The sequence below is a fragment of the Paenibacillus barengoltzii G22 genome (assembly GCF_000403375.2).
Taxonomy (GTDB): Bacteria; Bacillota; Bacilli; order Paenibacillales; family Paenibacillaceae; genus Fontibacillus; species Fontibacillus barengoltzii.
This window is the reverse complement of the sequence record NZ_KE159653.1, coordinates 799,965-813,110: the sequence shown is the minus strand read 5'-3', so window position 1 is coordinate 813,110 and position 13,146 is coordinate 799,965. Positions and strand designations below refer to the sequence as shown.

General features: G+C 50.4%; 12 protein-coding genes. All 12 read left to right on the top strand.

Annotation, left to right across the window (positions count from 1 at the left end; translation table 11 throughout):
• Positions 1–258: 258 nt before the first annotated feature.
• The 12 genes from C812_RS12080 (at position 259) to glnA (ending at position 13,128) form a co-directional block, all read left to right on the top strand.
• Positions 259–960, top strand: a complete 702-nt coding sequence (locus C812_RS12080; protein WP_016312939.1) for a 3D domain-containing protein — start codon at positions 259–261, stop codon at positions 958–960.
• A 139-nt stretch (positions 961–1,099) separates the two neighbouring features.
• Complete coding sequence (locus C812_RS22560; RefSeq protein ID WP_016312938.1) at positions 1,100–1,249, top strand: hypothetical protein; 150 nt, start codon at positions 1,100–1,102, stop codon at positions 1,247–1,249.
• Positions 1,250–1,417: 168 nt separating this feature from the next.
• Entirely contained in the window at positions 1,418–2,365 is a 948-nt protein-coding gene (liaF, locus tag C812_RS12075) for a cell wall-active antibiotics response protein LiaF (RefSeq protein WP_016312937.1), read from the top strand.
• Positions 2,366–2,369: 4 nt separating this feature from the next.
• Entirely contained in the window at positions 2,370–3,437 is a 1,068-nt protein-coding gene (locus tag C812_RS12070) for a sensor histidine kinase (protein ID WP_036625127.1), read from the top strand.
• Complete coding sequence (locus C812_RS12065; protein WP_016312935.1) at positions 3,409–4,065, top strand: response regulator; 657 nt, start codon at positions 3,409–3,411, stop codon at positions 4,063–4,065. The genes C812_RS12070 and C812_RS12065 overlap by 29 nt, the downstream gene beginning before the upstream one ends.
• 185 nt (positions 4,066–4,250) lie before the next feature.
• Positions 4,251–5,876, top strand: a complete 1,626-nt coding sequence (locus C812_RS12060) for a S1C family serine protease (protein WP_016312934.1) — start codon at positions 4,251–4,253, stop codon at positions 5,874–5,876.
• 149 nt (positions 5,877–6,025) lie between these two features.
• Entirely contained in the window at positions 6,026–6,715 is a 690-nt protein-coding gene (locus C812_RS12055; RefSeq protein ID WP_016312933.1) for a response regulator transcription factor, read from the top strand.
• A gap of 2 nt (positions 6,716–6,717) precedes the next feature.
• Positions 6,718–8,175 (top strand): sensor histidine kinase, encoded by a 1,458-nt coding sequence (locus tag C812_RS12050; protein WP_016312932.1) that lies wholly within the window; start codon positions 6,718–6,720, stop codon positions 8,173–8,175.
• Positions 8,176–8,236: 61 nt separating this feature from the next.
• Entirely contained in the window at positions 8,237–9,196 is a 960-nt protein-coding gene (locus tag C812_RS12045) for a 4-hydroxy-3-methylbut-2-enyl diphosphate reductase (protein ID WP_016312931.1), read from the top strand.
• A gap of 158 nt (positions 9,197–9,354) precedes the next feature.
• The gene (locus C812_RS12040) at positions 9,355–10,083 is read left to right on the top strand and encodes a CAP domain-containing protein (RefSeq protein WP_016312930.1); all 729 of its coding nucleotides are present in this window, start codon (positions 9,355–9,357) and stop codon (positions 10,081–10,083) included.
• A 316-nt stretch (positions 10,084–10,399) separates the two neighbouring features.
• Positions 10,400–11,443 carry a 3-deoxy-7-phosphoheptulonate synthase gene (gene aroF / locus C812_RS12035; RefSeq protein WP_016312929.1) on the top strand — a complete coding sequence of 348 codons (1,044 nt, stop codon included), beginning with the start codon at positions 10,400–10,402 and terminating at the stop codon, positions 11,441–11,443.
• A gap of 260 nt (positions 11,444–11,703) precedes the next feature.
• Entirely contained in the window at positions 11,704–13,128 is a 1,425-nt protein-coding gene (gene glnA / locus C812_RS12030) for a type I glutamate--ammonia ligase (RefSeq protein WP_016312928.1), read from the top strand.
• The last annotated feature ends 18 nt before the right edge of the window (positions 13,129–13,146 follow it).

Below are 13,146 nucleotides of genomic sequence, written 5' to 3'. Positions count from 1 at the left end.
GTTCCATAAATCGATGTAAACACACAAGAAAATGAGCTGGACTGCGATAACACAAAACTTGTAGGTCAGGACTCCGGATTTAGGGGGCCTAGCCGTTTTTACATTTAAGAAGCCCAAAGTGAGGGGATTTAGTAAAATGAACTGCACTTTTGCAGTTGGGAGCAAGATGCGAGCATGGAATGGATTCGTGCTCAAAAGCAAGGATGTATAGAATTGGGCGTATGTGGAAAACCTTTCGAATAAGGGGGAGGTTTTCTCATGCGCCAATTTCATTTCTGGCACAAGTTTAGTACACGCTGTTTGCTTGCAGGATTGCTTGTATTTACGATGGCAGCAGATCTGCCGGCTGGGGGCTTCCAGCCGCAAAGCATATACGCCAACCAGCAATATCGGAATTACGCAGAATGGCTGGAGCTGAAGCAATCGCAGCAACTGCAAGCGGTAAGAACAACACGACAATACCAATATCAACGGGGCATCATGATGAATCCGGAACATAAACAGGCTGAACAAGCTCAGCCTGAACGCAAGAAAAAAGCGGTGGAAACCGTCAAAGTACTGGCAACCGGTTATACCGCCGGCTATGAATCCACCGGCAAGAAGCCCAACCATCCGCAATACGGCATTACGTATTCAGGTGTTCGGGTGCGGCGTGACAAAGATACCGTCTCGACGATTGCTGCCGACTTAAAGATTTTTCCAATTGGTACGATCCTTTATATTCCGGGGTATGGCTACGGTGTTGTTGCTGATAAAGGCTCAGCAATCCGCGGGCACAAAATCGACCTTTATTTTGACACCATCAAGCAGGTTTATAAGGAATGGGGCAAAAAAGAGGTTGAGGTCCAGGTGGTCCGCAAAGGAGACGGCAAGTTAACCGAAGAGATGCTGAAGGAGCTTGGCAAAGCGATGGAAGTGAACAAGGAAATTCCCGAAAACCTTTGGGATAAGGCGATTTAAGCTTCGCTCACTTTCGCTTTTTCGCTCGCATAATTCATCTTCCCAGTTCGCATAATAAGGTTCGTGGTCCACGACTAGGGGCTGCGAAAACGCCGACGAATCCACAAAATTGGCGTATGCGAGAGGGAGGTGAAGAATCATGGCAAATCAAAAGAAAGCCGCTTCTCCAGGTTACAAAACACCGAACGAGAAGTTTAATGAGGAATTTGCTGAAGAAAGCACAGCAACCGTTGCTCAGAAAGCGAAAGCTTCTCGCAATGCAACGACTCCAGTGAACAAACAACAATAATGATCGCATAGAGCGAAAAGAGCGTCCCGATAAGGGGCGCTTTTTACATATATTCCCTTTCTCCTCGGTCTCGAGACCGATCAAGCTTTCCATCCCGCGCCGCTGTTCATCACCTTATCCTTCAGGTAAACTGGCATTAGTAAGAGGCAGTCCATTGGAGGTTACGATATGAGAAATGGGTTATTTGGAAGATTAATTGGAGGGATGGTGCTGGTCGGGATCGGGGGCGTGTTTCTTCTGAATCAGCTCGGAGTGACCGATTTCAGCATCGGTGAAATATTCGCGACTTACTGGCCCTTGTTTTTGATATTAGGAGGGTTAGCGAACTTAACTAACGGCGGCTGGCGGGGCGGTAACTTTATCGGCAGTGTCGTATTACTGCTCATTGGCGGGTATTTTCTGGCTCGCAATCTGAATTTTATCGACTTAAGTCCGGGCGACTTTTTCCGCTTCTTCTTCCCGGTGATATTAATCATCGGCGGGTTGTTCGTCATATTCAAACCGTGTGATCCGGATCGGCGCAAACGGCGCGACGATTTTCCGCCGCCTCCGATGCCGCCGCTTGATCCACCGCCGCCAACATTCCATCCGGAGATGGAGTCTCCGCTGGATTCGATTTTCGGCTCGATGGAGAAGGAGAAAGAGAAGGAAGAAGCAGCGAAGCAGGAAAAATCGCGGTTTTCCTCTCCGAATTTCGGACACCACCAGCAGGATAGCGGTTTAGGAGGTCATGGACCGGTCATCCAGAAGAGTGGTTTTATCGGTGATGTTCACTTGGGTCAGGATTATTTCCAACTGAAACCGATGAATATCTCTCATTTTATCGGCGATACGATTATTGACCTGACGAAGGCACAAATTCCTTACGGGGAAACCAAAATTAACGTTTCGTCCTTCATCGGCGATGTAAAAGTGTTCATCCCTGACGATATGGATATCGGGATTGTGGCCACTTCCAGCGCGTTCATCGGCGATTTGAAAGTGCTGACGCAGAAGCAAGGCGGCTTCATGAGCAGCGTCACCGCGGAATCTCCGTATTATGGCGAAGCCAGCAAGCGGATTAAGCTGATTGTCAGCGTATTTGTCGGCGACGTTAAAGTGAACATGGTAGGGTAACCTGATGATTGTGCGGCGGATCTTGATGAATACGAAGTGGGAGCTGTTGTGTTATTTCTTGCTCACCGGCAGCCTGACGGCGGTTGCCTTCTATATCGGAACGACGACCGGGGTCATCGTAGTTAGCGATTCCTCGGTGTGGATTTACGATATGGCAGGCATCGTCGTTTTGGCGCTGATTATTGGCTATATCGCTGGTCGGCGCATCCAGGGGAAGATCGATCACTTGCACCTGAACATGCTGCAGGTCGCCAAGGGGAACTTATCGGTGCGGATGCCGGAAACGGCAGATCAGACCTTTAACGGAGTGTATCAGGAATTTAACAACATGATAGAAGCCATGGAGAAAAAAATGCAGCTGCTTCAACAGCTCGGCGAGCAAGAGGTTGTTGAGAAGGAGCAGGCTGCAGAAAAAGCGGTGCTGGAGGAACGCAGACGGCTGGCCCGCGATTTACACGATACCGTCAGCCAGCAGCTCTTTGCCATTCATATGGCGGCTTCCTCTTTGCCGAAGGTGCTGGAAAACAACGCAGCCCAGGCCGAAACGGTGCTGAATCAGCTGATCCAGATGTCGAATACGGCGCAAAAGCAGATGCGTGCCCTCATCGCCCAGTTACGTCCAATGGAGCTGGTTGGCAAATCATTGGCTGAGGCGTTGGATCAGTGGTTTCCTGACTATTGCCGGCAGAACGGACTCAAAGGGATTAAGGATATGGACATCCAGGGGGATATGTCGGAAGCGAAAGAACATCAGCTGTTCCTTATCATCCAGGAAGCGATGGCGAATATTGTAAAGCATGCCGGAGCCAGCATGGTCAGCCTGTCGTTGCGAGAGGGTCCGCGTCAAGTGGTGCTGAGTATCAGTGATGACGGGCTAGGCTTTAGCAACACGCATCAAAAACAGGGCTCCTACGGGTTAACGACAATGAAGGAGCGGGCGGAGAAGCTTGGCGGCCATGCGGAAATCATTAGTAAGCCTGGAGCAGGAACGACAATTCGGGTGCATATTCCGAAGTTTGAGGAAGGAAAAGGGGGAGCTGCGGATGAGCAAGATCAAGGTGATGATCGTTGATGACCATGACATGGTACGAATGGGGTTAAAGACGTATTTGATGCAAGACCCGGGGTTTGAGGTGATCGCCGAGGCCGGAGACGGGCGTGAGGCGGTAGAGATGTTGGAACGCGGATTGCCGGAGGGGCTGCCCGACATCATTCTGATGGATTTGATGATGCCGGAAATGAACGGAGCCGAAGCAACCAAGGAAGTGCGGAATCGGTTTCCGGATATGAAAATCGTAATTCTCACCAGCTTCCTGGAGGATGATCTCGTTGTGCAGGCGGTTGAGGCCGGCGCGGTCAGTTATGTGTTGAAGACCGTCTCCGCCGAGGAGTTGATCTATGCGTTGCAAGGAGCCTACCGCGGGATGCCAGTAATGACTGGCGAAGTGGCCCAGGCTCTCACCCGCGGCCTTCGTCAGCGTACCGTACAAGGGGATGACTCGGGGATGACCGAGCGGGAGAAGGAAGTGCTGCTGTTAATTGCTGAGGGAAAAAGCAACAAGGACATCGCCGAGGAGCTGCATATCAGCATTAAAACAGTCAAAACCCACGTCAGCAACCTGCTGATGAAATGCGAGCTGGAGGACCGCACGCAGTTGGCAATCTATGCCCACCGGCAAGGTTGGGTAGGGCGTTCATAGATTGATTATACGGAAATAGCGCCTGATGGGGCGCTATTTTTTAATCTGTAATGCACCATTCTAGCTTTTATCTCCTTTTTAATTGTTTTTAATGTATGTTTAAGGTTTCTGGTACAGAATAAAAATCAAGAAAGCAAGAAAAACAAGTTACCCCTGAACCACTCGGGGGAAGGAGGTCAATCAAGATGGATGATCAAAAAAATAAATCGAGCCAACCTTTTGAAGAGGACACGAACAACACCAATGAACCGAAGCGTCAAGAATCTTCGGAGTCGAGCTCTTCCTATTATTATTCTTACGGACCTTTTCAATCCTATGGAAAAAACAACGAGGAGTCTGGACAATCAACTGGATACTCGCAGAGTCAACCTGAAGAAGTAGAAGTGACGAAACCGCAGCCGCTGAAACCTTATCCTTCTTCCTATGAAATGATTCGCAGCGCGGCTGAATCCACAAGCGGATCAAATGGAGATGGACGCAGCAGCTTGCCGGCTGCCAAAAGTGCGAACTGGCAATACAACACTAAACCGCAGCGTAAATCCTCCGTTCGTTCGGTGATCGCCGGTGTCTTAGCCGGCATGCTGATCATGACCGGCGCGATGTTTTATGCGGACCGTGCGAACTTGTTTACCCCGGATCAGGCGGCATCCTCTTCGGTACCGGCATCAAGCAATACATCCAATAGCAGTGGTTCCGATTTGTCCGGCAAAGCAACGGCTGCACTGTATCCGGTAACGGATTCAGGTGAGGTGACGAAAGTTGTGAACCAAGCAGGTCCGGCTGTTGTTAAAATTGAAACGTTAACGGATGCCAGCAAGCAAAGAAGCAGCAACCCGTACAGCAACGATCCTTTTTACCGTTACTTCTTTGGCGATGACTTCTTTGGCTCTGGCGGCAATGGCAGCAACAACGGCGGTTCCTCTTCGGGTTCGAGTCAACTGGTGCCGACAGGGATCGGATCGGGATTTATTTTCGATAAAACGGGCTACATCTTAACGAATGAACACGTGGTGCATAACGCCGACGTGGTGCAGGTTACCGTCCAAGGTACAGATAAGCCTTATGAAGCTAAAGTGCTGGGTACCAGCTATGAGCTGGACTTGGCCGTACTGAAAATCGATGGTGATAATAACTTCCCTTCGATTCCGTTGGGCAACTCGGACAACACGCAGGTTGGGGAGTGGCTGGTTGCGATCGGGAACCCGCAAGGCTTTGACCACACGGTAACGGCCGGGGTGCTGAGCGCGAAGGAGCGCGACATTAAGATCGCCGGAGAAAACGGCGAGAAAGACCGCGAGTACGAGCATTTGCTGCAAACCGATGCTTCGATTAACCCGGGGAACTCCGGTGGTCCGCTCTTGAACCTGAACGGTGAAGTCATTGGGATTAACGTCGCCGTCAGCTCGGATGCACAGGGGATTGGTTTTGCAATTCCAACCAGCACGGTGACCGAAGTGTTGGAAAAACTGAAAAACAACGAGAAAATTCCGCAAAAACCGGTACCATTCATCGGAGCAACTTTGATGACGATGACCGAGGAAGTTGCGAAGCAAATGCAAACCGACGTGAAGGAAGGCTCCATTGTGACGGATGTGGTATTCAAATCGCCTGCATATAACGCCGACCTGCGTCCGTACGATATCATTACCGGAGCGAACGGAACGAAATTTGCGACCAAAGAGAAATTGATTGAGTTTATTCAAAAACAACAAGTTGGTGCGAAAGTCACGCTCAACGTCGTGCGTAACGGCAAGAACATTGACCTTGAAGTTACGATTGGCGATAAGAACGAGTTTACCAACGTAAACTAATTCGCACAGGAAGCAGCCAAGGCGGTAGAGGCGGCAGGAGCAACCTGCCGCCTTTTTGGCTTCCAGATGCGGGTTAGCCGTTCGATTTGGTACAATGGAGAGAGTAGAGCTTGCTGCATGGCAAGCGGAAGGCAAAGGAGAGATAGCTCGTGAGATCGGCGATTTTGGTCATAGATGATGATGAGAAAATTACGTCGATGCTGCGGCGCGGCCTCGCATTTGAAGGCTATGACGTGTATACAGCTCAGAACGGAGCGGAAGGACTGTCCATGATGCTGAGCGCCGACCCGGATTTGATTATTTTGGACGTAATGATGCCCAAGGTAGATGGATTCGAGGTCTGCCGTCGGCTGCGCGAGGGCGGAAGTACTGTGCCGGTGCTGATGTTAACCGCCAAGGATGAGGTCGAGAACCGGGTAAAAGGCCTGGATATCGGGGCCGACGATTATCTCGTCAAACCGTTTGCGCTGGAGGAGCTGCTGGCTCGGGTTCGGGCATTGCTCCGACGGAAGGACACGGGCGTCGGGTCCGGCAGCCAGCGTTTGATCTTTGAGGACATCATTATGGACCTGGATTCCCGGGAGGTGACACGGGCTGGTCAACGGCTAGAGCTGACGGCGAAGGAATTCGAGCTGCTCCATCTGTTCATGCAAAATCCGAAACGTCTGCTCACCCGAGATTTAATTATGGATAAAATTTGGGGGTACGACTACAGCGGGGAGTCGAATGTGCTGGAGGTCTATATTGCCATGCTCCGTCAGAAGACGGAGGAGCACGGCGGCAAGCGCGTCATTCAAACGATCCGCGGGGCCGGTTACATCCTGAGAGGAGAGGCTTAAGTATGTCGATCCGGCTGCGGCTAACTGCATGGTATACCGGAATTTTGGCCGTCACGTTGATCCTGTTCAGCGCTTCGATCTATGGACTGGTTAGATACAATACGTATCAGGAAGTGAGAAACCGGTTGGAGGATCAGGCCAATCGGATTAAGAACTCCCAAAGCTACAGCATCACCCAGGGGCTTGACTTGTATTTGGATCCGATGCAGGCGAATCGGTTGGAGGACGCCCAACTGTTTGTGCAGATCCACAATTATACGGACGGTCACACGCGCTATTCGCAGAACTTGCTGAATTGGAATATGAAGTTTCCGGTTCCCGCCGGGGATTCGGTGAGCAAAATTGCGGGCTTTAAACGAGTGCAGTTGTACAATCATTCCTTCTTGCTGTATCAGCTCCCGATCACCTTGGATAACCAATTGATTGGCTTAATTCAGTTAGCCGCTTATACGGGCGCTGAAGACAAGCTGATGGGCCGGATGAGCACCGTACTGCTATTTGGTTCGATCGTTACGATTCTCGCAGCCAGCTCGCTGGGGTATTTTCTGGCGCGCAAATCGATGGCACCTATCGGTAAGGTCATTGAGGCGGCCAACGGTATTCAGACCGGGAATGACTTGAGTGTCAGAATTGACTACGAGGGGCCAAACGATGAAATCGGCCAGCTGATCGGAACCGTGAATAACATGCTGGCCCGAACCGAAGGCTTCTACAGAGAGTTGGATGAAGCGTATTCGGCTCAGCGCCGATTCGTCTCGGACGCTTCCCACGAACTGCGAACGCCGCTGACGACGATACGCGGCAATGTGGATTTATTAAAACGGATGTGGTCCCAGGATGTGGAGCAGCGCAGTCCAAGCGAAGAAGAGCAGGTGCGCAGCTTCTCATTGGAAGCGGTGGACGACATCGCCGCAGAGTCCGAGCGGATGAGCCGACTGGTGAACGATTTGTTGTCACTTGCCCGGGCCGATGCAGGGCAGACGTTAACGAAGGAACACATCCAGTTGGCTCCGGTCGTGGAGGAAGTGGTCCGCCGGGCACAATTTTTGCCAAGGAAAGCGGAGTGGGTCCAAGGAGATCTGCAAGCGCTGGACGGCGTGACGGTAAATGGCAGCAAGGATTATTTGCAGCAGATGCTGTTTATTTTTATTGAAAATGCATTTAAATATACCGAGCAGGGCAGTGTCACGATCGATGCGATTCGATCCGGGGGGCAAATTGGCATCCGCATTGCGGATACGGGCATCGGAATGGATCGCAGCGAGGTACCGCATATTTTTGAACGCTTCTATCGGGCGGATCCGTCTCGCGGGATGATACAAGGGACTGGATTGGGCTTGTCGATTGCCAAGTGGATCATCGACGAGCATGAAGGCTCGGTGGAAGTGTTGACCAAACGCGGTGAAGGGACGACCTTTATCATCTGGCTCCCTATTGTCTTTAATGCTCTGCCGGAATAGTTTATAATAGAGTGGCTCCCCTCCGTCAGGAATCTGGGGGATTAGAAAGTAGGGATAAAGGATGGAAGTCATTAAAATTACACCGCGCGGTTATTGCTACGGCGTTGTAGATGCGATGGTTCTGGCTCGTCAGGCAGCGCAGAACCTGGATCTGCCGCGACCGATTTATATACTTGGCATGATTGTGCACAACAGCCATGTCACGAACTCCTTTGAGGACGAGGGAATTATTACGTTGGACGGTCCGAACCGTCTGGAGATTTTGAACAAGGTAGAGAGCGGGACGGTGATTTTTACCGCTCACGGGGTGTCTCCAGAGGTTCGCAAGCTGGCCCGGGAGAAAGGGCTCACCACAGTGGATGCCACTTGCCCTGACGTCACGAAGACCCATGTATTAATTGAGGAGAAGGTTGCCGACGGATATGAAGTCATCTACATCGGCAAGAAAGGACATCCTGAACCGGAAGGTGCGATAGGAGTAGCTCCAGGCAAGGTCCACCTGATCGAGAAGGAAGAAGAGATCGATCAGCTTCATCTCACCGCTGACAAAATCGTCATCACCAACCAAACGACGATGAGCCAGTGGGATATTAAGCATATTATGAAAAAATTGCTGGAGAAATATCCGAGCGCTGAGGTGCACAATGAAATCTGTCTTGCGACCCAATTGCGACAGCAGGCAGTTGCGGAACAGGCGGGTCAGGCTGACCTCGTGATCGTGGTCGGCGATCCGCGGAGCAACAACTCCAACCGCCTCGCTCAAGTGGCTGAAGAGATTGCCGGAGTGAAGGCGTACCGCATCGCGGACATTACAGAGCTGAAGCGTGAATGGCTGGAAGGGGTCCGCAAAGTAGCGGTCACCTCGGGGGCATCGACGCCAACGCCAATTACGAAGGAAGTCATTCAGTATCTGGAGCAATATGATCCGGAAGACCCGTCAACTTGGGAGATCGTTCGTACGGTAAATCTAGCGAAATTGTTACCTCCTGTGAAGGTCGGAGCACGAAACAAAGGTGAATAAACAATAGATTCATAGAGCTGAAAACCGCGTCCCATCGCGGTTTTCATGCATTTACCAACATTTATGGGGTTCAATAGAAGTCGATTCATGTTATACTCGTTGTAGAAAGGTTACAAAAATGTAACTAAGAGATTCACTACAACGAAGGAGATGATCGAATGAAATCGAATCGACTGAAGCGTTTGGTAACAGGTGGACTTACTGCAATGTTGGCAGCAGCAATCATTGTACCAGCATCGGCCTCGGCGGCCTCGAATACAATTACGACGAAAACCTATACGACCTATAAGGTATATACTACGTACGGCACGAATGCAAATACTTGGACGAACTACTTCACCATTCCTTGGAATCAATATTATCCAACGAAGCCGGTCCAAAGCGGTAACCAAGGCACTACGGGCGGCCAGACGCAATCTGGAACGAAGCAAGGCACGACTCAAGGTACAACACAAGGTACAACACAAGGTACTACGCAGGGCACTACCGGTAATACGCAGGGTGCGGTAACTGACAAGTCGCAATTTGCAACGGAAGTGATCCAACTGGTAAACCAGGAGCGTGCAAAGCAAGGCCTGAAACCGCTCACCGGTGATGCCGAGCTGAACAAGATGGCATTGGCGAAAGCGAAGGATATGAGCGATAACAACTACTTTAGTCATACGTCTCCAACGTACGGCTCCCCGTTTGACATGATGAAGAAGTTTGGCATTCAATTCGGCTATGCAGGCGAGAACATTGCCATGGGGCAAAAAACGCCGGCTGAAGTCGTCAACGCTTGGATGAACAGTGAAGGACACCGTGCAAATATTCTGAACGCGAACTACAACCTGATTGGGGTTGGCTATTACAACGGGTATTGGGCACAGGAGTTCGTCGGAAGATAAGCATCTTCACGAAAGACCGGAGAAGAGTTCTCCGGTCTTTTTGTTTTTGTCCGTGGGAGGGGCTAGGCGCCCTCTTATTTGCATTATCCCTTTTGATAAGGGGCAGAGATGAAATTGTATTAGAAGAAAGGTCGGCTTATTCCACATTTGCCTATAGTGATTAGGGTTGACGGGAGAGATGAATTCGGCTATAGTTACTTTAGTGGTTAAAAGCTTAAAAGCACACAAGCGTTCAAGCAAAACAGTGATTGTGCATTCGTATATTTGTTTTTAGCTCGTACACGCATCGCCTAATAGAAGAAAGGATGGGATCGAATTGATCGTTATTACTTCAAACCAAACCCCTGAGGAGCGCGTTCAGGAGATTATCGCTGTTATCGAGAAGGAAGGCCTGCAGACCCATGTATCACGTGGGAAAGATCGGACTGTGATCGGATTGATCGGTACGATTGAACCAAAGCTGGCTGAACATCTTCGGCAAATGAAGGACGTTGAGAATGTCATCAAAATTTCAAAATCTTACAAGCTGGCCAGCCGGGACTTCCATCCTGAAAATACGGTCATTTCGATCGGTGACGTTAAGATTGGCGGTGACGAGCTGGTTGTGATGGGCGGCCCTTGTGCCGTAGAATCGCCGGAACAAATCGATGAGATCGCGCGTCTCGTAAAAGCAGCCGGCGGACAGGTGCTGCGAGGCGGTGCATTTAAGCCGCGTACAGGTCCTTACAGCTTCCAGGGCATCGGTGTAGAAGGCCTCATTATGATGGCGGAGGCAGGCAAGAAGCATGGTCTGTTGACCATTACGGAGGTCATGACACCGGAATATGTGGACGTGTGCGCTGAATATGCCGATATTCTGCAGGTGGGTACGCGTAACATGCAGAACTTCGATTTGCTGCGCAAGCTGGGTACGATCAACAAGCCGGTACTATTGAAACGCGGCTTCAGTGCGACTTATGATGAGTTCCTGAACGCGGCCGAGTACATTTTGGCGGGCGGGAATCCGAACGTTATGTTATGTGAACGCGGGATCCGCACGTTCGAAACGTACACCCGTAATACGCTGGATCTGTCGGCAATCCCGGTGCTGCAGAACCTGAGCCATTTGCCGGTGATCTCTGACCCGAGCCATGGTACGGGCCGCCGTGAGCTGGTGGAACCGATGACGAAAGCCTCCGTAGCTGCCGGCGCAGACGGTCTGATTATCGAAATGCACACCGATCCGGACAACTCGATGACCGGTGACGGCGTACAGTCTTTGTTCCCGGACCAGTTCGCTGCGTTACTTCAAGATTTGGAGAAGTTGGCGCCATTGGTAGGTAAACGTTTTGATACCCCAAAAGCTGCACTTCGCGTGTAAGATAGGCCAACATGTGCAGCGCTTTCACAGATTTTATAAAATCCGAAAGCCCATTCCCCATGCGGTGAGTGGGCTTTTATACTATTTGTCTATTATTTTGTACTATGCGTAATAATACCTTATTTTGCGTGTAAAAATACCTTACATAACTATTGACGACTTCACCCCCATAGTCCTATAATGACGACATAATCATAATAAAGGATGAACGTTAAACGCAAAAATAAGATTTAATGTTCGTGATTTGGGGAGGAAAGATTATGTCAGCAGAGATCGTTTTAAAAACAATCAAGGAAAAGCAAATCGAGTGGGTAGATTTCCGATTTGTTGATCTGTCGGGACGTCAACATCACATTACACTTCCTGCGAGCCAAGTAACTGAGGAAACCTTCGTAAACGGCGTTGCATTCGACGGCTCCTCGATCCCTGGCTTCCGCGGTATCGAAGAATCCGATATGGTTATGATGCCAGACCATGGTTCTGTATTTGTTGATCCTTTTACCGCACATCCGACGTTGAACGTATTTTGCGATATCTATACGCCGGACGGCGACCGTTATGAGCGCGACCCGCGCAGCGTAGCAGTTCGCGCAGAAGAGTACCTGAAGCAAAGCGGCGTTGGTACCGCAGCATTTTTTGCTCCAGAATCCGAGTTCTTTATCTTTGACGATGTTCGCTATGAGAGCAGCATGAACAAAACGTTCTACTCGGTAGATTCCGAGGAAGCGATTTGGAACACGGGCCGTACGGAAGAAGGCGGCAACCTGGGTTATAAAGTGCCGGTTAAAGGCGGCTATGTACCGGTTGCACCAACCGACAAGCAACAAGACATCCGCAGCGAAATGTGCCGTTTGCTTGAAGAAGCGGGCATTCAAGTAGAACGTCACCACCACGAAGTAGCAACTTCCGGTCAAGCGGAAATTAACTTCCGTTTCGACACGCTGTTGAAAACGGCAGATAACCTGATGGTCTACAAATATATCGTGCATAACACGGCTGCTCAATTTGGTAAAACGGCAACGTTTATGCCGAAGCCGCTCTTTGGCGATAACGGCAGCGGGATGCACGTTCACCAATCGATCTTTAATGGCGATACTCCTCTGTTCTATGAAAAAGGCGCTTATGCCAACTTGAGTGAAACTGCTCTGCACTACATCGGCGGGATCCTCTACCATGCGCCGGCGATCATCGCCTTCACGAACCCAAGCACGAACTCGTTTAAACGCTTGGTACCTGGCTTCGAAGCTCCAGTAAACCTGGTATTTTCGAAGGGGAACCGTTCGGCTGCGATCCGGATTCCGGTTGCTGCCGTAACGCCAAAAGGCTGCCGTATCGAATTCCGTACGCCAGACTCCACGGCGAACCCATACCTGGCCTTCTCCGCTATGCTGATGGCTGGTCTCGACGGGATCAAGAACAAAATCGATCCGGTGAAACTGGGCTATGGACCGTTCGACAAGAACATCTACGAGCTGTCGGATGAAGAGAAAGCAACGATCCGCAGCGTTCCAGGTTCCCTGGACGAAGCGCTGAACGCTTTGGAAAACGACTATGAGTTCTTGACTCAAGGCGGGGTCTTCACGAAAGCGTTCATCGACAACTTCGTAGAAATGAAACGCGCTGAAGCGAGAGCCGTTGCAGTTCGTGTACATCCTTACGAATTTGGTCTTTATTACGATCTGTAAGTCGAATAAAGCTATCAT

What these genes read in the sequence shown, in the direction of transcription:
- C812_RS12080 (WP_016312939.1), top strand. Translation starts at nt 259, where the DNA reads ATGCGCCAATTTCATTTCTGGCACAAGTTTAGTACACGCTGTTTGCTT.
- C812_RS22560 (WP_016312938.1), top strand. Translation starts at nt 1,100, where the DNA reads ATGGCAAATCAAAAGAAAGCCGCTTCTCCAGGTTACAAAACACCGAAC.
- liaF (WP_016312937.1), top strand. Translation starts at nt 1,418, where the DNA reads ATGAGAAATGGGTTATTTGGAAGATTAATTGGAGGGATGGTGCTGGTC.
- C812_RS12070 (WP_036625127.1), top strand. Translation starts at nt 2,370, where the DNA reads ATGATTGTGCGGCGGATCTTGATGAATACGAAGTGGGAGCTGTTGTGT.
- C812_RS12065 (WP_016312935.1), top strand. Translation starts at nt 3,409, where the DNA reads ATGAGCAAGATCAAGGTGATGATCGTTGATGACCATGACATGGTACGA.
- C812_RS12060 (WP_016312934.1), top strand. Translation starts at nt 4,251, where the DNA reads ATGGATGATCAAAAAAATAAATCGAGCCAACCTTTTGAAGAGGACACG.
- C812_RS12050 (WP_016312932.1), top strand. Translation starts at nt 6,718, where the DNA reads ATGTCGATCCGGCTGCGGCTAACTGCATGGTATACCGGAATTTTGGCC.
- C812_RS12045 (WP_016312931.1), top strand. Translation starts at nt 8,237, where the DNA reads ATGGAAGTCATTAAAATTACACCGCGCGGTTATTGCTACGGCGTTGTA.
- C812_RS12040 (WP_016312930.1), top strand. Translation starts at nt 9,355, where the DNA reads ATGAAATCGAATCGACTGAAGCGTTTGGTAACAGGTGGACTTACTGCA.
- glnA (WP_016312928.1), top strand. Translation starts at nt 11,704, where the DNA reads ATGTCAGCAGAGATCGTTTTAAAAACAATCAAGGAAAAGCAAATCGAG.